Source organism: Paenibacillus alginolyticus DSM 5050 = NBRC 15375 (assembly GCF_000422905.1).
Taxonomy (GTDB): Bacteria; Bacillota; Bacilli; order Paenibacillales; family NBRC-103111; genus Paenibacillus_E; species Paenibacillus_E alginolyticus.
On the sequence record NZ_KE383949.1, the window covers coordinates 166,598 to 189,770 of the forward strand.

Sequence of the window (23,173 nt, forward strand, 5' to 3'; positions counted from 1 at the left end):
TGTAAGACACACCCAAGAAAACGTTCAAGGAGGACTTGCGAACATGGCGGAAGAGGACAAACTTCGCAGCGAGAAATATTTTAACGATACAGGACTTTGGGGTTTTATCCACCGTTCGTTCACGAAATCGATGGGCTACACGGACGATGATTTAAAAAAGCCCGTCATTGGCATATGCAACACGTTTAGCGAGCTGAACAAATGCCATTCCCACTTCCGGGAGCTGACCGATTACGTCAAACGGGGCGTTTGGCAAGCGGGCGGTCTGCCGATGGAGTTCCCGACCATTTCGATCGGCGAGCCTTATGTGAAGCCGACCACGATGCTGCTGCGCAATCTGATGGCGATGGATACGGAAGAAATGATAAAAGCCCATCAGATCGATGGTGTTGTGCTGATCGGCGGTTGTGACAAGACGGTGCCGGCGCAGCTAATGGCTGCTGTCAGCGCCAACATACCTGCGATTGTGCTTACAGGCGGGCCGATGCTGAACGGCAAATTAAACGGGCAGACGCTTGGCGCCTGCACAGATTGTTACCAGTTCACGCTTGAGCATAAAGCGGGCAACATCTCCGACGAGCAGCTCACCGTTGCCGAGAATGCGATTTGCCGCAGTGACGGGCACTGCATGGTGATGGGCACGGCCAGCACCATGGCGGCCATCGCCGAAGCACTCGGTATGGCGCTTCCGGGCTGTGCGGCGATTCCTGCGCCAGATTCCAGACGCCGCCATATGTCGGAGCTGACAGGCAAGCAGATCGTTGAGCTCGTCCGTCGCAATATCCGGCCACGCGACATCATTACGCCGGAATCACTGGACAACGCAATTCGTGTTACGATGGCGTGCGCAGGCTCGACTAACGCGATCATCCATTTGGTCGCTATCGCTGGACGGCTAGGCTACAGATTACCGCTTGAACGGTTCGACGAAATCAGCGCAACGACGCCATTTATTCTCAACGTCCGTCCGTCAGGGAAATACCAGATGGAAGAGTTTTTCGAAGCGGGCGGTGTACCGTCGCTCATGAAGGAGATTGAGTCGCTGCTGAACGGTGATTGTTTGACAGTTACCGGCCAAAGTGTTACTGAAAACCTGCGAGGCGTGCTGGTCCCCGACCGAGAGTTGATTTATCCGCTGGAGCAGCCGATTGCTCCGCAAGGCGGCATCGCGGTGCTGCGCGGAAATCTCGCCCCGAACGGCGCGCTGATCAAGCAAACGGCGGTTTCGCCGCATCTCAAAAAGCATCGCGGCCGAGCCATCGTCTTCGAGTCGCCCGCCGATCTGAACGCACGTATTGACGATCCGAACTTGGACGTCGATGAGAACAGTGTGCTCGTGCTGAAAAATGCTGGACCGAAAGGCGCCCCGGCCATGCCGGAAATCGGGCAAATTCCGATTCCGCAAAAGCTGCTGAAGCGGGGCATACGCGATATGGTGCGGATTTCCGATGCCCGCATCAGCGGCACTTCGTACGGCACTTTGATTGTGCACGTTGCTCCGGAAGCGGCCATCGGCGGACCGCTTGGGCTCGTGCGGAACGGCGATGATATCGAGCTCGATATCGACATGCGCTTGCTGGAGCTTCACGTAGATGAAGAGACGCTCCGCGAACGCAAAGCGGAGTGGCAGGCACCTGCCCCTGCGTACGATCGGGGGTATGGACTTCTGTTCTTGGAGCGTGTTCTTCAAGCGGACGAGGGATGCGATTTCGACTTCCTGCTGCCGCCAGAGCTTCGCAAATAGCAAATAAGTACTGGGCTTACCTAACCCCCTTACGAAAAGGAGCTGTTGAACGATGTTCTTCCTAGATAACAAAAGAGGAAAATTGAATGCGGCGAACGCAACCAACGAGGAGAATCAAACGAACGATAAGACGAACGAATCCATCAGTAGACGAAAAGTGTTGGTGACGTTAGGGCTCGGCGGCGCAATGCTGGCTGGCAGCACCTTAGTTCCTCGGTTCGCCTCGGCTGAGAACGCGCAGTCGAACAGCAACGGTGATAATCAAGTGCTGCGAGTCAACAACGTGGAGGAACTAAAGTCCCTTCCGTCCGGCCAGTTAACAGACGGCCTATATGTGTTCGTAGGCGGCTACAACAATAACGGCGACGGAGGCGGCAAGCTGGTCCGCTTTGTGGCGGGCAGCACCAAAGTTGATAACGGCGGCACGGTACATAAACCGATTAATGATAATGGGCGTAAGTCTCCTAAAGGTGAAGGCTGCTTTGAAGTCGTACATAATGGCGTAGGGGATTTCCGTTGGTTCGGTATCTTCGACGGGAGTAAGAATGCAGATGAAGCGTTGGATGCGCTAATCAACGATCCTTCGATCTACCGCGTTGAAGCGCACACAGATCTGAACTTCGTGAAGCGCCATGTGTACCATCGCAGCGATATCGAAGTTGATTTCCATGGCCATACAGTGACGACCGTGGGAATCGAGCTGAACACGTTGGACAATCCGTTCGGCGCCGTCCTGTTTTTCCAAGGGGTTGCAACCGGTGTGACACAAATCGTTACGCTGTCTGAAGATTTGATTGAATATTCGGATATTTTTGAAGTTGCCGATTCATCGATCTTCGAAGTTGACAGCTGGTGGCATGCGCAGATTAAGAACAATCCAAGCGGAGGGGCGCAGCGCGAACTCGATTACCTGATCAAAGTAACGGAAATTCTTGATGCCACCCATGTCCGCTTCAATTATAAGCTTGGCTGGCAGCTTGCCAAAGGACGTCTGATTACCTATAAAAAAATCAACCCGGCCTTCCGCTGCCATGTGCGGAACATGAGTTTTATCGGCATACCGGTGCCGCCTAACGGCACCAGCCTCAGACCGTTCCCGACTTGGGATCAAATCGGGTCTAACCCTGTCGCGTATGAATTCGCGGTTGAATGCGACGCGTCGGGTATCAAAGCGACCAAAGTGTTTTGGCCGGTCGTCATGCGCAGATACAACACCCATTACGTGACGGAACGCTGTCAATTGATGAACCCGGAAGAACGTGACTGGGGTGGCACTGGCTATTTGACGCAGCAAATCAACGTGCTGTACGGGCATGTTAGAGATTGCAATACGAGCAACGCACGGCACTTGAATGACTTTACTTGCGCGGCCTACTGCATGGTTGAGAACTGCCATGGTGACGGCGATGAGTACGGCCCGTTCGTCACGCACGGTCAATTCGAGCACGATCTAACGTACATCGGCAACTCCGGTCTGCTGTCGTTCGCGAACAGTGGTACTACCTGGGGGGACAGCGCCAAGCGGGTGACGGTCAAGAAGCATATCGCATCGCGGATCGTCGCGAGCAAGCGCTTAACCGATTTGACACTTGAGGATTGTCATGCCGTCGTAACGTACACGAAACCCGGGGTGAAAATGGCGAATTCCGGCTCGTTCTGGGTCAACATGGATGGCCTGCAAATGAGGGGCTGCACAGCACAAGAGATGGTAACGATATCGAAGGGCTCGTCCCGCGCTAAAAGGAAAAACATCATTGATAGTTGTTCCTTCGGCATGTTAAAAGGATATGAAATCGCCCGTCCGATCCGCTCGGGGACGACGCAGGTCGGCTATACGCCGAGCAATGGGGAGTTGACGATCCTTAACAGCGAGTTTTACAACGTAGAGGACGTCACCCTCGGAAGCATCAATAAGCTTACTCTCATCAATACGTGGTTTAAGGGTCTGCCTCAGGTAGGAGGCACGGTTAAGGTCGGCACCCGTGAAATTATCATGCAGGGCGGCGGACTAGTGGATTGCTGCTTCTTATTCACTGGTGCTTGGGACAAGGTTGGCGACGTCAATAATGCGAAGAATAAGCCTGACCAGTGGATCACGATCGACGGCGGCGCCGTATTTAGCGGAGTGAATGGGGAGAAGGCGTTCTTGAAGAGCGTTGATCCGTCGAATGTCATTACGTGGAATTTCGGGAACTACAAGAGCATCGCTGCAGACGTGAACATAGGACATTTCCACATTCAAGGCGGAATGAACAAATTGAAAGCGATCGGCTCCCATTTTACGGGTGGTAAATATGAAGTCGCGGATGGTGCATTCGGAAGCGGCACGTACTTCTTCATGACGTCTTGTTTAGAAGAGGGAGTCAATCGGGCAGCGCTGCCGGCAGAAAATGAAATGGTAAAACATAGTACAAGCAATTTTTCAATTTCATAATTTTTTACGGGGTACACGACGTATCGACATCGCTATGTCGTGTATCCTGTGTACATTGACATGCAATAGTGGAACATTGCTATAATGAGAAATAGCAATGCGGATACAGGATGCGTCCATTTATTCCTGTTCCTGACAGTGTATCGGATGGAAAAGAGGTCTATAGATGGAAGAACGGACAACTCGCAAATCGTCCCGCGAGCGGTTGAGTGAACTCGTCAACTCGCTGCGGGAAGACATTTTGACAGGAAAGCGGTCGGTTGGTGAATATTTGCCTTCCGAGAAAACATTCGCTGCGCAATTCAACTTGAGCAACCAATCTGTGCGAAAAGGGCTCGAAGTACTTGTCGCAGAGGGGTTGATCGAGAAAATACCGCGCGTCGGTACAAAGGTTGTCGGTCCACCGGACGGTGCTTTTGTCACTGTAAAGTTAGGCTTCCATAGTTCCGTTACAGGTGAGGCGGATATTCACAGGCTGCTATCCCTATTTCAAAAGGAAAACCCGCATATTCGGGTACAAGCCGTGCCTACATCCAGCGACAAATACGATCATATCGGCGATTACTTGTCCAGCGGCATTCTCGATGTAGTCATGATGAACTTTAAGAATTTTCAGGAATGTGTGGAAAACGGAGATGAAGGATTGCTGGAGCCTTTGGAACGCAATCCGGAGATATATTCGTTCTTGTCAGATGCATTTAAGGTGGATGGCCGCCAGCTCGTACAGCCGTTTATTTTTTCCCCGCTCATTCTCTGTTATAACAGGGAGCACTTTCAAGCAGCTAATTTACCCGAGCCAGATAGCAGTTGGCAGTGGAAGGATTTGATTGAATATTCGTCACGGCTTGCCATTCCGAATGAACGGCTGGGCTTTCACTGCGATTTGTATTCATCGAACCGTTGGCCTCTTCTGCTCCTGCAAACAGGTGGGAAGTTCGAGCGGCATGAAGACGGCCGGCTTAAGCTTGCCGGTACGCAAATGATGGATGCGCTTCGCTACTGCGGGGAGATGAAGCATAGTATTCCTTCTTTATCAGAAGGGATTACGACCGGCGAATCGGAGCTGCTTCTGGCCAAAGGCAAAGCGTCGATGATCATGACCAGTTACTTTTATTTAAATTATTTGCTTGGCGAGCGGTTGTCCTTTGATGTCGCGCCTGTACCGCATTTTGGCACGCCGATGACGATGCTCCTTAATACGGGATTTGCTGTTAACCGTCAGTCGCACGTCAAGGACGCTGCTGTCAAGTTGGTTGAATTTTTGACGAGCTATAAGGCCCAACTTTTCGTTCGGCAGAACACGTACAGTCTTCCAGCCAGAAAATCGGCTGCAGAGTGGGTAGGGGAAGAAAAACGCTATCTTCCTTCTAGATTTTCGCTATTCCGTGAAACGATTCCCGGCTTTCGATATTTCACGGACTTAGCGATTAGCGCGCGAGAACTATCTGAAATAAACCAGGAATTAAAGATGTATTGGGCGGGCCTGGAAACCGAAGAGGTCCTGTGTTCACATATCGAAGAGCGCTTAACCGTTAGTTCCTTGTAAGAATAGGTGCTTTTAACCAAAGGGGTGAGTGATGTGCCGCATTTTAGTGCTTCGACAATTATGTTAATAATTATAACTGCACTTGTATTGTTCGGCCCCAGCAAGCTGCCTGAATTAGGTCGTGCGTTTGGCAAGACCTTGAAGGAGTTTAAAAAAGGAACGAAGGAATTAATGGGCGACGATGAGTCACACCCTCCGCTGCAGACTCGTAAGGAGTCTCGTGTGGAAGAAGCCAACAAACTTTAAACAACTTTCGAAAGAAGCAGTGAAACAGATCGTTCTCTCTAAGGCAAGATTTGCCGGGTTGAGAACGGTCTTCTTCCTGTTTCGGTAAAAAGTCAGGGAGAGATATTCAGCTTCGCACGCGATTTCTTCAAACGAAGTTCAAAATATTGAACCAAATTCATCATATTGTATTCACCTCATGAATCAATAATAGCACGAAGCTCTTTTTTTGTTTTATATAATTACTGCTGTTTAGCTTTTTGAGTGATTTATAGATGATTTAAAGACGTATTTTTCATGAAAAAGTAGTTGCTAATAGGGCTCGGAAACCCTATATTATTTATAGACAGTGTTCAATATATTGGATTAAATTAATGGAGGAAACATTATGGCCCAAGGAACGAAAGAGTATTCGGTTCCAGCGATTGAGAAAACCATTCTAATTCTGAATGCACTTTCAGAGGCTGAGCTTTCAGCGAGCGATTTGCATAGTCAACTAAAGCTTCCGAAATCGACGACATTTGTCATCATGAATACACTTGAACAAAACGACCTTATCCAGAAAACGCCGGATGGGAAATACAGGCTCGGGCATGGCGTTTTGCGATGGGGTATCAGTTATTTTAAAGCGATGGACTTAGTAAGAATTGCTCGTCCATTTTTGGAAAGTTTAGCTCAAGAAACGCCATTTACGGCTCATTTGGCAGTGCCAGTAGAGAACAAACCGGTCTATGCAGATAAAGTGGAAGGCAAAGGTTTTGTTCGTTTCGCCACGACAATCGGTCAAGCCCAACCACTATTCCAGTCGAGTGTTGGAAAGGCGATTGCCTCTGATATGACAGAGGAAGAAATTGTTCATATTTTGAATCAAGATGCCACTCTTTCTACGCAGCAAATCGATCGTATGCTCGAAAAAATAAGAGGCGATGTGCTTTTCGTTCGTGAACATGGTTTCGTTATTGAAGATCAGGAGTTTGAGGAAGGCATCCGCTGTATAGGTGCTCCAATCCGAAACTCCAGCGGGGAAATCATCGCATCCATCAGCATTACCTCGTTGGTTAAAGATTTGCCAGCTATCAAGTTTTTGACAATTGGGAATTTAGTAAAAGAAACGGCCGGGCAAGTTTCACGTGCGATGGGATACCTCGGCGGCAAATAAATGAAAGGCGGGACAGAATTATGATATTCGATTGCCATACCCATTTGTTTCTTCCAGGACAAACCGAAGGGCCCTTCCTAGCGGCCGTCAAGCGCAGTTGGGGTGAAGATATGGACATCATCGCCACTCCTCAGCAGCATGAAGAAAACATACGTAATTTCGATGGGGCCATTGTGCTTGCTTTCGATGCTCCTGCGACGGGCATTCATGTACCTAACCATGTTGTAGCTGAGTATGTAGCCAAACATCCTGGACGCTTGTACGGGTTTGCAAGCATCGATCCAAACAGGCCTAATGCGGCTCGTTTGCTAGAAGAAGCCATTAAGGAATATGGGCTTTGCGGGCTTAAGCTTGGACCGATTTATCAAAATTTTTACCCGGATGATCGGAGCCATTTTGATCTATATGCCAAAGCCGGCGAATTGGGATTGCCGATTTTGTGGCACCAAGGCACGTCCTTCGTACCCGAAGGGTATCTCGACGCCTCCAGGCCGGCCTCCTTAGACCCGATAGCCCGTGCTTTTCCTAACCTAAAAATGATCATTGCTCACATGGGACACCCTTGGGTGGATGAGTGCATTGCCGTCGTTCGCAAAAACGTCAATATGTATATGGATTTATCGGCACTAGGTTCACGGCCGTGGCAGTTTTATAACGCGCTTGTTTCTGCGATGGAGTATGGGGTCACGCACAAGATTTTATTCGGCTCCGACTATCCTTTCTTCACAACCCAGCAAACGATAGACCTGTTTCGCAACATTAACCACTTGGTTGAAGGCACTAAAATGCCGCGTATTCCTGAGCAGATCATCGAGGACATTATTCATCGCAACACGCCGGAGTTGCTGGGCCTAACCAAGATCGCAAAGTAATCATACTTATTATGAGGAGGCATTAAGCATGTCCAAAAATGCAGAAATTTATGAAGAATCGAAACTTTATTCGCCAGGTGGGGTTCATACGTCCATTCGCAACGTGAATCCAATGAAGGTTTTCACCAAAGGTGAAGGCGCTTACATCTATGATGCAGAAGGTAACAAGTACATTGATTATCAAGGTGCATTTGGTCCGATTATCCTAGGACATAGCCATCCTTATGTTAATGGAAAAGTGATTGAAGCTATTCAGCGAACCGATTTGTACGGTGTCGGTTGTACGGATCTGGAAGTGGGATTGGCACGCAAAATTTGCAAGCATGTCCCTTCGTCAGAGCAGGTGCTGTTTTGCAATTCAGGATCGGAAGCTACTTATCATGCGATCCGTTTATCTCGTGCGGCTACAGGACGCAGCAAGCTGATCAAATTTCAAGGCTGCTATCACGGCTGGCACGATTATGTTGCTCGCAACATGCTCAGCGCTTGGGACATGATCGGCAAACGCGATCCCGGGTCAGCCGGCATGATGGACGAAGCGATCGACAATACCTTGGTCTGTACGTTTAATGATCTGGATGATGTCGAAAGAACCTTCCGTGAGAATAAAGGGCAAATCGCGTCCTTGATTGTGGAGCCGATTCCTCATAATATCGGGTGTGTGATGCCGCAGCCTGGATTCTTGGAAGGACTTCGTGAGCTTTGCTCGGCACATGGAGCGCTGCTGATCTTTGACGAAGTCATTACCGGCTTCCGCCATGATATCGGCGGTTTTCAGAAGGTGGCAGGGGTTACACCTGATTTGACAACGATGGGCAAAGCGATGGCGAACGGCTACCCAATCGCCGCTGTTGCTGGTAAGCGAGAGTATATGCAGCGCTTCAATACATATCCAGGCGGAGATGTCTGGTTTGCAGGAACCTACAATGGTCATGCTGTAGGCACAGCCGCTTCTATAGCGACACTTGAACTAATGGAGAACGAACCGGTTCATGAGCACATTTTCCGATTGGGCGAGAAGATGCGTTCCGGCATTCGTGGCATTCACGAGCGGCTTGGCATCGAGGCCTATGTGGCAGGTTTCGGTTCGGTGTGGACGACTTACTTCATGACAAGCGAGCCGAAGAACTACTCTGATTTGCAGCAAAATGACGCGGAGCTATACGTAGCTTATCGTAAGAAACTAATCGAGAAGGGCATTTTTAAGATACCAATGAATATTAAACGCAATCATATCAGTTACAGCCATACAGATCAGGATATTGATACAACGCTTGAAATCATCGAATCCGTATTGAAAGAGTTAATCATCAAAAGACCCTAAGATAGGAGTATTTTAAATATGAAATTATTAACGTTTATACAAAACGGGACTTACCGCTTAGGTGTCAAAATGGATCAAGGCATAGTCGACGTCTCGGCGGCGTTATCAACTATCCCCACAGAAAAAGCTATACCAACTACCATACATGAAGTTATCCATGGCGGAGTTGATGCATTAAACGAACTTCGAAATTATTCAGATAGGGTTATCTCAACGGATAACGACAAAACAGCGTATTTATTGGACGAATCGACTCTAGTCTTAGGTCCTTGCATTACGCATCCGTATAAAATTATTTGCGTGGGACTTAATTATCGTAGACATGCGGAGGAAACGGGCGCACAGATTCCACAATATCCGATTCTGTTCAATAAATTCAACAACACATTGGCAGGTCATGGCGACGACATTTCATTACCCAAGGTTTCGGAAAAAGTTGACTATGAGGCGGAATTAGCTATCGTCATTGGTAAAACAGCCAAATATATTTCCAAGGAACAGGCGCCGGGTCACGTCTTTGGCTATTGTAATGCTAATGATCTGTCAGCACGCGATTTGCAGGTCAGGACACAGCAATGGATGTTGGGTAAATCTTGCGATAAATTTGCGCCTATCGGTCCTTATGTCATGACGGCGGATGAAGTGGGCAATCCGAATGACCTTGAAATTAAAACGCATGTAAATGGTGAAGTGCGGCAGCATTCGAACACATCGGATATGATTTTCCATTGCGATGAAATCGTCAGTTACATTTCCCAGCATATGACGTTAATGCCGGGCGATATCATTTTAACAGGAACACCTGAAGGGGTTGTACTCGGGTATCCACCGGAAAAGCAAGTGTATTTGAAGGACGGGGATATCGTGACGGTTGAAATTGAAAAGCTCGGAACACTGACGAATCGGTTCGTTGCGGAGTAGCGGCAGAATGACACACCAATTGAAAATAGTTCATTCCCAACCAGCCGATCTTGCGGAAGGTCCTTGTTGGGATGTCGATGGCAAATTGCTGTATTGGGTAGACATTCCGGCAGGGAAAATCCATATTATGAATCTGGAAACCCAAGTGGAACAAATCATTGTGACGCAAGGGGAAGATTCTGGGCGGGCACCATGAGTATGAATGGGAAGAAAGAGGAAGGCTCGCTTTATTGCATAGATCAGGACATGACTGTACGAAAGATGTTGGGAAATGTTAGTGTTTCTAACGGGATTTCCTGGAGCCCTGACAACAGCATCATGTACTATATTGATTCTCTGACGAAGCAGGTGAATGCTTTTGATTACGAGCTTGAAACAGGGGAGATCAGCAATCCCAGGGTTGTTGTCCAAATACCGGAAGGTCAAGGCGTTCCTGATGGCATGACGACAGATACGGAGGGGATGCTCTGGATCGCGCAATGGGGCGGATACAAAGTATCCCGATGGAACCCGATGGACGGTACTCTATTGGATGAAATTAAGGTGCCAGCTGCTCAGGTCACATCCTGTGTTTTTGGCGGAGAAACTCTTGATCAGCTCTTCATTACTAGTGCACGGCAGTGTTTGAATCCGCAGCAACTATCAGAACAACCTTATGCAAGAGCCGTCTTTAGTGTGCAAGTAAACGTAAAAGGGATACCGTTACATAAATTTGGCTAGTTCTTCGATAAGCGATCTTTTTCTCTTGGTTCCACAAGGGAGAGATCGCTTTTTCACATGTAAAGGCGAATTGTCGTCGAATATGTTACTATGATGAAAGACTCACTCTACCTTTTTAGTTAAAGGAGCCGACATCATGATTACCGTAGCTGGTTATCAAATTCATCAAGTCATTTTTGAAGACCCAACAATTATCGTTTGCCACGCTACCTCTGATGAACATGCTTGTGAGGTGCTTTTGAAGATAGTTAAAGAAGGCCATAGAGCGATTATTGAAAATGCGAAGCTTATTAATGAATATGAAATAGCCGGAAGTTTACATATTCAAGGTGTTATCAAACCAATAGCCTTATTAAGACAAGGAAATGTTCTAGTCCTGGCTAGTGAATGGGTACATGGAATGACACTGCGTCATTTTGCCCAATCTAGTAGCATAACGGTTCCTATTTTTCTTAAGATTGCGATTCAAATAGCGCGTGTGCTGGAGCAAATGCATAAACTACATATTGTACACATGAATATCAGACCGGATACGATTGTCGTGGTTCCTTCCTCTCTACGAGTTAGTTTGACGGGCATGGGACACTCCGTGCTGTCGATGGACGGGGGCAGACAAGCAAGGAACATGCCGCTTATTGAGGGGTCTCCCCCTTATATGGCACCTGAGCGAACGGGGCAATTGAACCGCGTTGTGGATGGAAGCACCGATCTTTACTCATTAGGGGTAACTCTCTATGAAATGCTAGCGGGTCAACTGCCTTTTCATGCGAAGGATCCGCTAGAATGGGCTCATGCTCATTTAGCCAAAACACCTCTTCCATTAATGACATTCAATTCGCAAGTACCTGCTATTATCGAGGAAATCATAATGAAACTTCTCGAGAAAACAATGGATCGCAGATATAAGAGCGCGTATGGATTGCGAATGGATTTAGAGAATTGCCTGCAGCAGTGGGGAGCAAACGGCGGTTGTGAACGATTTGTGATTGCTCAGTAAGATGGCACTTTGCTGTTAGATATAAATAGTGATTCTTCGGACCAACCTGTCATGTTGACGGAGAAAACAGAATTTGAGACAAGCGAGACAAGCAACGGATACTCACAGGTGCTAGAACTAGCGGCCGTCATGCGAGCCTCTCAAGCTTTCACGGAAGAAACGGATTCCTATCATCTCCTCTCTAAATTGATGAGTATTTTAATCGAGGTTGCTGGGGCGCAAAGAGGTTGTTTCGTAGCCACACGTGCAGCGGAACTTTATGTGGAACAGATTGTCGAAGCAGACAGCAGTGTGCAGCCCTTAAGGGGAGGAATTCCGCTAAATCAGTTTGAGAACGTTTGCCAGAACTTAATCAGTTATGTCGCTATTAAGCGGCATTTTGTTATCCTGGAAGATGCCGTAACGGAAGGACTATTTACACAAGACCCTTATGTCCAAAGGCATAAACCCAAGTCCGTATTAGGGCTGCCTATCATTGCTCAAGGTGAGCTGCAGGGAGTCCTTTATCTGGAAAATAATTTGACATCTGGTGTTTTTGCTGCAGAGCGTTTAGGTGTCTTGCACATGCTGGCTTCGCAAATCAACTATGTGCAAAGATTGATAGGTTATTACGGCAGTTCGCAGAGCATTCAAGAGCCTAAGTTCGGAGGAGCGCTTACGTCTCCCATGACTCCTTTAACAGAACGGGAGATTGAAGTCTTGCAGTGGATGGCGGCTGGATTATCCAATAAAGAAATTGCAGTGCGGTTAGTGATGTCCGCGGGAACAGTCAAGGTGCATATGCGAAATCTTTTTGGCAAATTGCACGTCAATAATAGAGTGAAAGCAGTCACCGTGGCCACACAATTGAATTTACTGTAAGCCACTTCAATTGCTGAATGAGATTGTGATCATTTTGGGAATATAAGGACGCATTGAAGACTTGTCTTTATTGAATTCGCTTCATACAATGGGAGTAAAGGTAACAACACTATAGGTTAGGAGAGCTGCATGATGCGTTTTAAAGATGTGTTTTCGATCATCGGACCATCTATGATCGGTCCATCAAGCTCTCATACCGCGGGAGCGGTCCGGCTAGGACGTGTTGCCAGACAATTGCTTGGCGAACAGCCGAAGAAGGTTGAAATCACACTATACGGTTCTTTCGCGGATACCTACCGGGGGCATGGCACCGATTTGGCGCTCATTGGCGGTCTACTGGATTATGAAACCGATGATCCGCGTATTCCTGTTGCGGCCGAAGAGGCAGAAGCGCTTGGTGTGGAGATTGCCTTCCTTACAAGTAAAGATAAAGCTGATCATCCCAACACCGTTCGATTTATTCTTTCATCCGATACACGGGAATTGAGCATGACGGGAGCATCGATCGGCGGGGGCAATGTTGAGATTGTTAATGTGAATCAATTTGATGTAAAATTTACTGCGGTATACCCTACGCTTGTTATTTCCCATCATGATCGTCCAGGGATGATTGCAGATATTACCGCCTTATTGGGGCGCAGCGAAATCAATATTGGTTTCATGGATTTGGATCGGAAGGGCCGAGATCGGGAAGCAATGACAGTGATCGAAACGGATGTATCGATTCCGGATTCGCTTATACAAGAGTTTAAGAATTTAAGTATGATATACGAAATAAAAAAAGTGAATCTCGCAGAAAGAGGCGAATAAATGAGATTCCGGACATTGAAACAATTAACGGAAGTATGTGCTTCCGAAGGATTAACCATTGCAGAAGTCATGCTGGCTGATCAGAGCCAAGAATCGGGTAAACCACCTGAGTATGTCTTTGAAAAAATGCGAGCCTACTACCAAATCATGAAAGAAGCTGTCGCCAAAGGGTTGACGGAGGATACAACGTCCCGAAGCGGGTTGACGGGCAAGGACGCGCAGCGTGTAGCGAGCTATATGACGACGACAGAAGCGTCCTTAGGCGAAGAAGCCTGCAAAGCGATGGCTTATGCACTCGCCGTATCAGAAGTCAACGCATCCATGGGACGTATCATCGCTACGCCGACGGCTGGCTCCTGCGGGATTATTCCAGGAGTGTTCATTAGCAGTCAGCAGCGATTTGGATGGGATGATGATCATATAGTCAAAGGCTTATTAAGCGCTGGCGCCATTGGTTATGTCATCGCCAACAACTCCTTCGTCTCCGGTGCAGAAGGTGGATGCCAGGCTGAAGTTGGGTCTGCCATTGGTATGGCAGCAGGTGCGCTCGTGGAGCTTCGCGGCGGCACGCCTGAACAGGCGATGCACGCAGTGGGGTTAGCACTGAAGAACACCTTGGGGCTCATATGCGACCCCGTTGGTGGTTTGGTTGAAATTCCTTGTATTGTCCGTAATGGATTTGGGGCAGTCAATGCGATGGCAGCAGCCGATATGGCTTTGGCTGGTGTCAGGTCCGTCATCCCTTCGGATGAAGTCGTTCAAGTGATGTATGAAGTAGGCACGGCTATGCCGGAGAAACACCGGGAAACAGCCAAAGGTGGCTTAGCTCAGACACCGACAGGCCAACAAATCATGAAAGAGTTGAATCTGGGTAAGAAGCAGCGTTAGCAATCAAGTCCGCGGGTGAGTTCACCTGCGGGCTTTTTTTGTTCCACACGGGAACGATTAAGGCAGCCTGCTTGATCAAATTCCGAGGAATGCTGCTGGATTAGCTCCATTGTAGGAAGAGTGCTGCTGAGACGTTGTTTTTCATCGCTAAAGTGTGGGGAGCGGTAGAAATTGACTCCGTAGCAATGAAAAACATGCTTAACAGGAGACAGGAATATCATTCATTCGGCTTCGACGAACAAAAGCCCCACAACTAGGCCGTTAACCTTGTTGTGGGGCTTTTGTTAATCTCAACTATGCACTCGTCTTCGTTAAAGACTCGGATGGCCGCTTAATGCGAGTTACACTCTGTCGGCCATCGATACCCACTGGAACATCGCCCGGCGCACAATCCGATGCTGATCACCGTAATCGTTGATCGCGTAGTGCTGCGTTGCGCGATTGTCCCAGATTACGACATCTCCTGCAGACCAGCGCCAACGAACTGTATTTTCGAGCTTGGTAATATGCCCCTGAAGTAGAGACAAGAGTTGGGCAGAATCTGCGGAAGAAAGGCCCAGGATTTTCTTCACGAAATGGCCAAGCACAAGCGTGCGCTCACCTGTCTCGGGATGCACCCGAACGATCGGATGCTCGGTTTCATACACCGTGGAAGCAAACACTTCCCGATGATGGCGTTCCTTCTCGGGAGAGACTTCAGGACGCTGCGCGGCATAATCGTAGTCGTTGCTATGCAGTGCCCATAGCTGGTCCACGAAGGTACGCAGCTCAGAGGGGAGGTGCTCATATGCGGCAGCCGTATTCGCCCAAACCGTGTCGCCCTTTTATTTCTGCGCCAATTCTGCCTGCAATCGGAAGCACCTCAATGTGACCGGGAGTTACCTTAACTTGTTCATTTACACTCATACGAATAACCTCCATTTTATTATATTTATGCGCCTCCAACGGCAGCAGTCGCATACTGATTAGCAGGTCGGGACAAGCCCAAATGTCCCCGCAGAGTAGTTCCAGAATATTCTGTTCGGAATAATCCTCTTCGTTGCAGCTCGGGTATGACGAGCTGCGCGAATTCTTCCAAACCGGCTGGTAAATAAGGCGGCATCACATTAAAGCCGTCACTGCCGCCGTGCAAGAACCACTCTTCCAACTGGTCAGCTATTTGGATAGGTGTACCGGCAAACGTACGATGACCGCGTCCGCCGGCTAGACGATGAAGCAGCCCGCGAATAGTTAAATTGTCGCGCTTCGCTAGATCAGCGACCAACTGGAAGCGGCTTTTATTGCCGTTGATGTCGGATAAGTTCGGCAGCTCTGGCAGAGGTCCATCCAACGGATAGGAGAATAAATCAATATTCAACATATTGGATAACTGATTTAGCCCATATTCCGGAATGGTTAATTCGTTTAATTCTTGCTCTTTTTCTTTGGCTTCCGATTCGGTGCGACCGATAATGGGGCAGATGCCCGGTAAGATTTTCAACTGCTCAGGAGAACGGCCATACCTTACAAGTCTAGATTTTACATCCGAATAAAATTGTTGAGCCTCTAAAAGTGTTTGCTGTGCAGTGAATATGGCCTCCGCATACTGAGCGGCAAATTCCTTGCCAGACTCGGAAGATCCGGCTTGAACAAGCACAGGATATCCCTGCGGAGACCTTGGTATATTCAGCGGTCCGCGCACTTTAAAGGTATCGCCGACATGATTGATTTCCCGAACTTTACTTCGATCTGCGAAGGTGCCCGACTCTCGATCAATGATCAGAGCTTCATCTTCCCAGCTGTCCCACAGACTGGTCGTTACGTCTAGAAATTCTTTGGCCCGTTCATTTAGAGATAATGCCTGCGTACATATTCGTAATTTGAAAGTTGAACTGTGTGTATTGAATTAAGTAACCGAGACCGGACTTCGCACCGACCATCTCCGCGGCAACGAGCACGAGAATAGAGCCAGCCCCAGCCTGTCGAATGCCTACGAAAATAGTGCGAATTGCAGCGGGAATAATCACTTTGCGAAACAACTGTACTTGCGATAAGCCCATCGAACGAGCTGATTTGATCAAAAGTGGGTCGACATTTTTGACGCCGCTAATAGTGTTCAACAGAAGCGGGAAGGTGCAGGCATACAACACGATGGCAATCTTCGAAGTTTCACCTAGACCGAGCAAAAGAATGAAAACCGGCAGTATAGCAAGTGCAGCCGTATTTCGCAATAATTCGAGCAAGGGATTGAGATACTCTGATACAGGCTTCCACCAACCGATGGCGAGACCAAGAGGGATGCTGATGAGGATTGCCAGCGTAAATCCGCCCAATGAACGCGATAAGCTGGCTATCGTATGCTCGGTAAGATCACCCGACAGCAGCAGCTGCCACCAAGCAGCCGCAATTTCGGAGATCGGAGGGAAGAACGTCCGGTCAACGAGTCCTAAGCGAGGGGCCACTTCCCATACGAAAAGCAAGACCACGATGACAATGGCATTTTTGAACAGCTTTCTCAGCTTCGCTAAGGCCCATCCGATCGTATCAAAGCTTTCTTTTTCACGAAGAACCAGAGCTTTCCCCGCATTCACACTAGCCATTCACAACGCCCCCTTTTAACGTAGATTTATTGTCCTCAAAGCTATCCAAGCTCTTGGCTATTTCTTGCTCCTGGGCTCTCGTTACTTCGTCTTTAAGCAAATCCCACACCTCATGGCGCAGCTTGACGAAGTCAGGATGAGACCGCAAATCTTCTTCACTCCTACGTGATTCAAAAGGGATATCAATGACTTTCTTGATTCTCCCTGGACGAGAGGTCATTACAGCGACACGCTGGCCTAAGTAAACCGCTTCTTCAATGCCATGCGTGATGAAAATGATCGTTTTTTTCGTAGCCTCCCAAATACGCAGCAGTTCGCTTTGCAGGGTTTCACGTGTTTGCGCATCAAGCGCAGCGAAGGGTTCATCCATCAGCAGCACTTCAGGATCGTAGGCCAAGCTTCTGGCGATCGCAACCCGCTGTTTCATGCCCCCTGAAATCTCATGGGGATAACGGTTTTCAAAGCCGGCAAGCCCAACCAGATGAATAAACTCTAGGGCGATTTTGCGGCGTTCTTTGTGGCCCACCCCTTTGGCTTCGAGGCCAAACTCCACATTCGCAAGCGTTGTCTTCCAAGGGAAAAGCGCATACTGCTGAAACACGATACCGCGATCCAGATTCGGTCCTGTAATGGCCTTGCCATCTAACAAAATCTGTCCACTGCTTGGCTTCGTCAAGCCCGCAAGTAAGTCGAGCAATGTTGACTTGCCGCAGCCGCTAGGGCCGACGATGACCATGAATTCGCCCTTCTTCACCTCCAAATTGATATCCTTTAGGGCGGAAATAGGCTGTAAATCTTCTTTCAAATGCCCCAAGTTTCTTTGGATTCGAAATGATTTCTGCACATGCTGAATGCTTATTTTAGCTGTCATTTGCAGCACCTCCTTAACGATTTCGCCAGTCGGAAACTAGCTTCAAGAGCTAGTTACTTCTTCTCATTTGCAAAAGGATTGAATTCATTCGTGTACAGACCGTTGATCTTCAATTGCCCTGCTTTAAGGACGCCTTCGTCCTCCAACCAATGGATCCAAGTATCGAATTCCTTATCAGATATCAAGCCGCCCTTACCTGCAACACCAGTACTTTTCCAAAACTTCACGGTAGAAGCATCTTCTTTCCTGCCTCGTGAGTTAATGATTTTCTCATATCGAGCAACAACTTCATCCCGTGGTGTTGTGCGTGCCCATTCAATCGCTTTGGCGGTTGCTTCAACAAATTTACGCGAGGCATTCGGATTCGCCTTGATGAATTTATCAGTCAACACATAACTGCCGGCACTAAAGGTGCCAAACAGATCGATATCCTTAAATAGAGGGTGAATGCCGCCGCGCTCCAGCGCCTTGTCACGCAGCACACCGCCTAGTGTGGCCACATCGATTTGTTCTGCGCGCAGCGTTTGTTCCGTTGTGACCGGCGGTACGACAACTAGCGTTACTTGCTTAATCTCCTCCGTCGTTAAGCCGGCTCTATGCAAGTATTCCTTAATGACGAATTCATGGTGAGCGCCTAGTGTATTCACTGCAATTTTTTTGCCAATTAAGTCTTTAGCAGATTTGATAGGGCTGCCATCCAAAACGTAATATCCCGTCCACGTATTCTCATCGACGCCATAATAAGCAATAACCGGCTTAATCGGAGCTTTGGCAGATATCAATTTCACGATAGCCCCATTAAAAGCTCCGCCAAAGTCGGTATCCCCTGTAACGACGGCTTGAATATCCTGCGGACCGCTAATTGTATTGCCGATAAATTTCAGCTTAAAAGGAGCTAAGTACCCCAGATCATCAGCTAATTCTGGAAAAGTAACAGAGCCGACACCTCCTTGATAACGAAGCTCAGTTACTTCGGGTGCGCCGCCGCTCGCAGATGCCGTCGTCTCCGTTTTGCCGCAGGCTGTCAATAGGAGAGAGGAAGCAAGAAGGAATGCGATGGCTGTCGTGGAGCCTTTTTTAGCAAAATGAATCATGATCAAATCCCCCTAACGATAATTTGCATTCGTTGATTTCTAACCAAGTTATCTCCAGAGGTCCGGTCGTAAATTGTATAATTCCTATAGACTTACTATGAATATATTTCTATAATGAAATATAATCTCAGCCCAGTGAACTGTCAATGAATTGGAAACACATGAACATGAATGACGATGAATGACCATCTTAACCCCGGCAGGAGGCGCGATGTCCATGACCTCACAGCGATTCAACCTCATTTCTTTGCATGATGCGATCGATTTGCTTGGTGTAAGCCGATCGACCTTTGACAGGTGGCGCAAATTAAAGCAGCTTCCTTTTGTGAAAATAGGGAAAGAGATCTTAATTGATAAGAATGAACTAGAGCAGTGGGTTCGTCATCATTCTTTTAGCTTACAGAATCCATCATTTGCCTCAGGTGCAACAAAAACCATAACTCCTCAGGAGCAGTCGACGATAACGGTTGGTTATCAAAGTGGAACCGCCCATATGTGGACAGCGCTCATCATGAAAGAGCTTGGCTGGTTGGAGGAAGAACTCAACATAGCGAATCCTAGCCGTTCTGTGCATGTAAAATGGTTGGATGCAGCTAATGGGACGTTGCTTCTGCAGGGCCTGATCGGGGGCAGCATCCAGATTGCTTCCTTGGGAGATTATCCGATTGTGCTTAGCCAATCACTTCGTCAGACGCTGCCTGCATTTCGCCCTGTTCTCCTGGCCTTTGACGGCAAAACCTCCGGTGGGCAAGGGATTTCACTCGTAATGCGCAAAGGGCTGAAGATCAACGAAATTTCGGAGATCTGCCAGTGGCCGCTTTCATCGGCAGCGCAATCGAGTGCAGGTTATCGTTTATCGAAGCTGCTTCAATCGCTTGGAGGTCATGAGCATGATTTTGAACATAAAGAAATGGATGAATGCATGGCGGGGATCGTGAAGCGGAAGCTTGCCGGAAGTGTCATGTGGGAGCCGTATATTAGCTTGACTCAATACCATGGCGTAGGTCAGGTGCTTTTTCCAGAGGGAATGGGGGAGAATTATTTAACGGGAATTGTTGCTGATGAGAATTGGGCGCGACATCATAAAGGAGACGCAGTTGCTTATTTGAAAGCACATGTTCGGGTTCACACGTTTATCCGCAATAATCCTCTTGCAGCTGCTGAGCTTATTTCCCGGGCCAAAGGCATTCCTCCAGAAATTACAGCAAGCATAATCGCCAAAGTAAGATGGGACGCTGTTTTTTATTCGAAAGATATGAACACTCTTCAGCAGCTATCACATCCATTATTCCAAGAAATCTGTTTCGAAGGTGAATATTTGCAACATGCCATTAATGCATTAAAGCTGCCCCTTGTGAGCTGCGATCCGTTGGAAGGAGAATGGGCTGTGGAGCAGTTGTACTAAAAGCAAAGAGGCTTTCGCTTCGCTTCATTTCGGTATATAGTAAAAAGAATGGAAGTGTTGAAAGGAGTGCCTAAATGCTTACAAAGATGCGTGATGAACAAAATGGTATTTTCCCAGCCGTATGCTCACTGGATTGTCCAGATCAATGCGGCCTGCTGCTTCATAAAGAAGCTGGGAAGATCGTTAAAATAGAGGGGGACCCGAATCACCCAGTAACACAAGGGGCTATTTGCAATAAAGTTCGGAACATGACGGCGCGTATATATGATGATAAAAGGCTGCAGTATCCCATGAAGCGCGTGGGCCCTAAGGGTGAAGGCAGTCAGTTTGAAAGAATCACCTGGGAAGAAGCGATCGAAACCATAACAAGTCGCTGGAAGCAGCTAATTGCTGATGAAGGAGCCGAGTCTATTCTGCCTTACAGCTTCTATGGCAACATGGGGCGGATTGGGACGGAGGGGATGGATCGTCGCTTTTTCAATCGGATGGGAGCAAGCCGACTGCTTTATTCCATCTGCGAATCAGCAGGTACAGAAGGCTACAAGTATACGATGGGGGGCAGCTTCGGGACCGATCCAGAGGATACGGTTCATGCTAAGCTCATCATCATGTGGGGCATTAATGCGGTCAGCACGAATATGCATCAGGTTATGTTGGCTGAAAAAGCCCGTAAGAATGGCGCGCAAATTATCGTGATTGACGCCCACAAAAACCAAACAGGCCGCTGGGCGGACTGGTTTATTCCGATTTTGCCAGGAACCGATGCTGCCCTTGCTCTCGGAATCATGCATATTTTGTTCGATGAGAATTTGGTAGATGAAGCGTTTATGCAGCAATATACGGCTGGGCATGAGGAGCTAAGGGAACATGTGCGTCAATATGATCCTTCTGTGGTATCTACAATAACGGGTGTACCTGCCCACGATATCTACCGCTTAGCTCGCGCATACGGTCAGACTTCGCCATCTTTTATTCGAATTGGGAATGGCATTCAGCACCATGATAACGGTGGTATGTGTGTGCGGACTATAGCTTGCCTGCCTGCATTAACGGGACAATGGCTGCATAGGGGCGGCGGCGCGATTAAAGGAAATGGCGGCTACTTGGAGCATAATATTCCAGCCTTACAGCGACCTGATTTGCGTGAAAAGGAAGCTCGTCAAATCAATATGAACTTACTCGGGAGCGCCTTGCTGGAGCTTGATCCGCCTATTCATTCACTGTATGTATACAATTCCAACCCTGCTTTAGTTGCTCCTCATGCGAATAAGGTGAGGGAAGGACTTCAGCGAGAGGATTTGTTTACCGTTGTTCATGACCTATTTCTGACCGAAACAGCGAATTACGCGGATATCGTGCTTCCAGCGACGTCCTCCTTTGAAAATATGGACTTTTACCGCTCTTATTGGCATCAATATGTGCACCTACAGCTTCCCGTTGTGGCTCCTTATGGGGAAAGCAAAGCGAATGTGGACGTGTTTCGATTGTTGGCGGAGGGGATGGGCTATGAGGATGAAGCTTTGCGGGATACCGATGAAGCTTTGATTCGCCAGGCTTTGGATCATCCCGGAAACCCAGCTCTGAATAACATTTCGTATGAAACACTGCTGGAAAAACAGTTTATTAAGGCGAACGTTAAGCCCTTATTCCCTGGGAAATTGACGACACCAAGCGGGAAGATCGAGCTGTATTCTCATATAATGGAGAGTAAAGGTTTCCCGCCTCTTCCAACATATTCGCCGCTCGTGGGCGAAGGTGACCTGCCATTCTTATTCATACCGGCACCGAATCATAACTTCCTGAATTCGACGTTTGCGCATAATGAGAAGCATATCCGCATGGAGAAAACGCCGAAGCTTCATATGAATGAGGCGGATGCTTCCGCATTAGGATTGGTCAGCGGTGATGTTGCCCGAGTATGGAATGATCGCGGAGAGTGCGAATTAGTCGTAGCGGCTGGCTCGGATGTGCTGCCAGGCGTAGTTGTGAGCCAAGGGCTTTGGGCGGATTTGAGGGGTAACAAAGCGTTGGTTAACGCGCTGACACCAGACCGAGTAGCCGATATGGGCGGCGGCGCTACGTTTTTCTCGGGCCGTGTGCGGGTGGAGAAGCGCAAAGTAAACTGAACCCTTGGGCGCATCGCCGCATAAGGTGATTCAGGAGGTGATGACCTATATCATTCCAGCATAAAGCTTATGCCTGGATCGGAAGTCCAGTAGGTGTATCCCTAATGGACGGGACTGGTGTTTCAGGTATTCTGTGTAATATTCAAGGTGGATCTATTTATTTGATAGAATACTTATACCACACCCAATTTGCTACCAAACATTATGCCTTCAATCAAATTCGAGATATTCTCCCGTTCCCGCAATGCCCTCAGCCTCAACCACCTGTGTACCAACCTTTATATTAGTTAAAAAAGAAGATAAGAATACAAATGCCGATCCCTATGGATCGGTTTTTTTCTTTTTGCTGCCTAGGACTATCCGTCCGTTGAAGTGAAAGGTGAGCTGCTTCTATTATCAATTTAGTTTCTCGATAACTTCCCTGTTGTTCCATGATCGTACCTGGACTCAGAGGAGAAGGATGACAGGTACAGAAAAACAAGGATGAAAGTGGAGCGGGAATTCTGAAAAAGACTTCTCAGCTGCTGGGAGCAGGCAAGTTAGTGGGTTTGCGGGCCTGAGAAGGCAGAAAAAGCCGTCTTGGAGGCCCGAATGGAG

At 48.1% G+C, this 23,173-nt stretch carries 19 protein-coding genes and 3 pseudogenes; 16 read left to right on the forward strand and 6 right to left on the reverse strand.

What is annotated here, in order from left to right; all coding sequences use genetic code 11:
- Positions 1–43 precede the first annotated feature (43 nt).
- The 14 genes and pseudogenes from G519_RS0139945 (at position 44) to sdaAA (ending at position 14,501) form a co-directional block, all read left to right on the forward strand.
- Complete coding sequence (locus tag G519_RS0139945) at positions 44–1,744, forward strand: IlvD/Edd family dehydratase (RefSeq protein ID WP_029199293.1); 1,701 nt, start codon at positions 44–46, stop codon at positions 1,742–1,744.
- 52 nt (positions 1,745–1,796) lie between these two features.
- The gene (locus tag G519_RS0139950) at positions 1,797–4,178 is read left to right on the forward strand and encodes a hypothetical protein (protein ID WP_051254175.1); all 2,382 of its coding nucleotides are present in this window, start codon (positions 1,797–1,799) and stop codon (positions 4,176–4,178) included.
- A gap of 166 nt (positions 4,179–4,344) precedes the next feature.
- Positions 4,345–5,724, forward strand: a complete 1,380-nt coding sequence (locus tag G519_RS0139955) for an extracellular solute-binding protein (RefSeq protein WP_029199295.1) — start codon at positions 4,345–4,347, stop codon at positions 5,722–5,724.
- 33 nt (positions 5,725–5,757) lie between these two features.
- Positions 5,758–5,970 (forward strand): twin-arginine translocase TatA/TatE family subunit, encoded by a 213-nt coding sequence (locus tag G519_RS0139960; protein WP_268616902.1) that lies wholly within the window; start codon positions 5,758–5,760, stop codon positions 5,968–5,970.
- A gap of 367 nt (positions 5,971–6,337) precedes the next feature.
- Positions 6,338–7,108, forward strand: a complete 771-nt coding sequence (locus tag G519_RS0139965) for an IclR family transcriptional regulator (protein ID WP_029199297.1) — start codon at positions 6,338–6,340, stop codon at positions 7,106–7,108.
- A gap of 20 nt (positions 7,109–7,128) precedes the next feature.
- Positions 7,129–7,980 (forward strand): amidohydrolase family protein, encoded by an 852-nt coding sequence (locus tag G519_RS46970; RefSeq protein ID WP_051254177.1) that lies wholly within the window; start codon positions 7,129–7,131, stop codon positions 7,978–7,980.
- A gap of 28 nt (positions 7,981–8,008) precedes the next feature.
- On the forward strand, positions 8,009–9,304 hold the full coding sequence (locus tag G519_RS0139975; protein WP_029199298.1) for an aspartate aminotransferase family protein: 1,296 nt from the start codon (positions 8,009–8,011) through the stop codon (positions 9,302–9,304).
- Positions 9,305–9,322: 18 nt separating this feature from the next.
- Positions 9,323–10,225 (forward strand): fumarylacetoacetate hydrolase family protein, encoded by a 903-nt coding sequence (locus tag G519_RS0139980; protein ID WP_029199299.1) that lies wholly within the window; start codon positions 9,323–9,325, stop codon positions 10,223–10,225.
- Positions 10,226–10,232: 7 nt separating this feature from the next.
- A pseudogene (locus G519_RS53875) lies at positions 10,233–10,340 on the forward strand (SMP-30/gluconolactonase/LRE family protein); the annotation flags it as partial.
- Positions 10,319–10,945, forward strand: a complete 627-nt coding sequence (locus G519_RS46975; RefSeq protein ID WP_327195605.1) for an SMP-30/gluconolactonase/LRE family protein — start codon at positions 10,319–10,321, stop codon at positions 10,943–10,945. The pseudogene G519_RS53875 and the gene G519_RS46975, both read left to right, overlap by 22 nt.
- A gap of 136 nt (positions 10,946–11,081) precedes the next feature.
- On the forward strand, positions 11,082–11,942 hold the full coding sequence (locus G519_RS0139990; RefSeq protein ID WP_029199300.1) for a serine/threonine protein kinase: 861 nt from the start codon (positions 11,082–11,084) through the stop codon (positions 11,940–11,942).
- 9 nt (positions 11,943–11,951) lie between these two features.
- Entirely contained in the window at positions 11,952–12,803 is an 852-nt protein-coding gene (locus tag G519_RS0139995; protein WP_029199301.1) for a LuxR C-terminal-related transcriptional regulator, read from the forward strand.
- 132 nt (positions 12,804–12,935) lie between these two features.
- Entirely contained in the window at positions 12,936–13,613 is a 678-nt protein-coding gene (gene sdaAB, locus G519_RS0140000) for an L-serine ammonia-lyase, iron-sulfur-dependent subunit beta (RefSeq protein ID WP_029199302.1), read from the forward strand.
- Positions 13,614–14,501, forward strand: a complete 888-nt coding sequence (gene sdaAA / locus G519_RS0140005; RefSeq protein WP_029199303.1) for an L-serine ammonia-lyase, iron-sulfur-dependent, subunit alpha — start codon at positions 13,614–13,616, stop codon at positions 14,499–14,501. It begins immediately after the preceding gene.
- A 294-nt stretch (positions 14,502–14,795) separates the two neighbouring features.
- Here sdaAA and G519_RS46980 read toward each other — a convergent pair.
- The 6 genes and pseudogenes from G519_RS46980 to G519_RS0140035 all read right to left on the reverse strand — a co-directional run.
- Positions 14,796–15,322, reverse strand: a pseudogene (locus G519_RS46980) (TauD/TfdA dioxygenase family protein); the annotation flags it as partial.
- Positions 15,285–15,407, reverse strand: coding sequence for a hypothetical protein (locus G519_RS53210; RefSeq protein WP_268633502.1), 123 nt, complete (start codon positions 15,405–15,407; stop codon positions 15,285–15,287). The gene G519_RS53210 and the pseudogene G519_RS46980, both read right to left, overlap by 38 nt.
- A 25-nt stretch (positions 15,408–15,432) precedes the next feature.
- A pseudogene (locus G519_RS46985) lies at positions 15,433–16,326 on the reverse strand (NtaA/DmoA family FMN-dependent monooxygenase); the annotation flags it as partial.
- Entirely contained in the window at positions 16,325–17,080 is a 756-nt protein-coding gene (locus G519_RS46990) for an ABC transporter permease (protein ID WP_084160575.1), read from the reverse strand. The gene G519_RS46990 and the pseudogene G519_RS46985, both read right to left, overlap by 2 nt.
- Positions 17,073–17,951 carry an ABC transporter ATP-binding protein gene (locus G519_RS0140030; protein WP_029199304.1) on the reverse strand — a complete coding sequence of 293 codons (879 nt, stop codon included), beginning with the start codon at positions 17,949–17,951 and terminating at the stop codon, positions 17,073–17,075. Before G519_RS0140030 ends, G519_RS46990 begins: the two co-directional genes overlap by 8 nt.
- Before the next feature lie 53 nt (positions 17,952–18,004).
- Complete coding sequence (locus G519_RS0140035; RefSeq protein ID WP_036635733.1) at positions 18,005–19,045, reverse strand: ABC transporter substrate-binding protein; 1,041 nt, start codon at positions 19,043–19,045, stop codon at positions 18,005–18,007.
- Positions 19,046–19,256: 211 nt separating this feature from the next.
- Between G519_RS0140035 and G519_RS0140040 the strand changes: the two genes are divergently transcribed.
- On the forward strand, positions 19,257–20,450 hold the full coding sequence (locus G519_RS0140040; protein WP_029199306.1) for a helix-turn-helix domain-containing protein: 1,194 nt from the start codon (positions 19,257–19,259) through the stop codon (positions 20,448–20,450).
- Between the two features lie 74 nt (positions 20,451–20,524).
- On the forward strand, positions 20,525–22,576 hold the full coding sequence (locus G519_RS0140045) for a molybdopterin-containing oxidoreductase family protein (RefSeq protein ID WP_244280371.1): 2,052 nt from the start codon (positions 20,525–20,527) through the stop codon (positions 22,574–22,576).
- The last annotated feature ends 597 nt before the right edge of the window (positions 22,577–23,173 follow it).

What these genes read in the sequence shown, in the direction of transcription:
- G519_RS53210 (WP_268633502.1), bottom strand. Translation starts at nt 15,407, where the DNA reads ATGAGTGTAAATGAACAAGTTAAGGTAACTCCCGGTCACATTGAGGTG.
- sdaAB (WP_029199302.1), top strand. Translation starts at nt 12,936, where the DNA reads ATGCGTTTTAAAGATGTGTTTTCGATCATCGGACCATCTATGATCGGT.
- G519_RS0139975 (WP_029199298.1), top strand. Translation starts at nt 8,009, where the DNA reads ATGTCCAAAAATGCAGAAATTTATGAAGAATCGAAACTTTATTCGCCA.
- G519_RS0140030 (WP_029199304.1), bottom strand. Translation starts at nt 17,951, where the DNA reads ATGACAGCTAAAATAAGCATTCAGCATGTGCAGAAATCATTTCGAATC.
- G519_RS0139955 (WP_029199295.1), top strand. Translation starts at nt 4,345, where the DNA reads ATGGAAGAACGGACAACTCGCAAATCGTCCCGCGAGCGGTTGAGTGAA.
- G519_RS46970 (WP_051254177.1), top strand. Translation starts at nt 7,129, where the DNA reads ATGATATTCGATTGCCATACCCATTTGTTTCTTCCAGGACAAACCGAA.
- G519_RS0140040 (WP_029199306.1), top strand. Translation starts at nt 19,257, where the DNA reads ATGTCCATGACCTCACAGCGATTCAACCTCATTTCTTTGCATGATGCG.
- G519_RS0140045 (WP_244280371.1), top strand. Translation starts at nt 20,525, where the DNA reads ATGCTTACAAAGATGCGTGATGAACAAAATGGTATTTTCCCAGCCGTA.
- G519_RS46990 (WP_084160575.1), bottom strand. Translation starts at nt 17,080, where the DNA reads ATGGCTAGTGTGAATGCGGGGAAAGCTCTGGTTCTTCGTGAAAAAGAA.
- G519_RS0139990 (WP_029199300.1), top strand. Translation starts at nt 11,082, where the DNA reads ATGATTACCGTAGCTGGTTATCAAATTCATCAAGTCATTTTTGAAGAC.
- G519_RS0139945 (WP_029199293.1), top strand. Translation starts at nt 44, where the DNA reads ATGGCGGAAGAGGACAAACTTCGCAGCGAGAAATATTTTAACGATACA.
- G519_RS0139965 (WP_029199297.1), top strand. Translation starts at nt 6,338, where the DNA reads ATGGCCCAAGGAACGAAAGAGTATTCGGTTCCAGCGATTGAGAAAACC.
- sdaAA (WP_029199303.1), top strand. Translation starts at nt 13,614, where the DNA reads ATGAGATTCCGGACATTGAAACAATTAACGGAAGTATGTGCTTCCGAA.
- G519_RS0140035 (WP_036635733.1), bottom strand. Translation starts at nt 19,045, where the DNA reads ATGATTCATTTTGCTAAAAAAGGCTCCACGACAGCCATCGCATTCCTT.
- G519_RS0139980 (WP_029199299.1), top strand. Translation starts at nt 9,323, where the DNA reads ATGAAATTATTAACGTTTATACAAAACGGGACTTACCGCTTAGGTGTC.
- G519_RS0139950 (WP_051254175.1), top strand. Translation starts at nt 1,797, where the DNA reads ATGTTCTTCCTAGATAACAAAAGAGGAAAATTGAATGCGGCGAACGCA.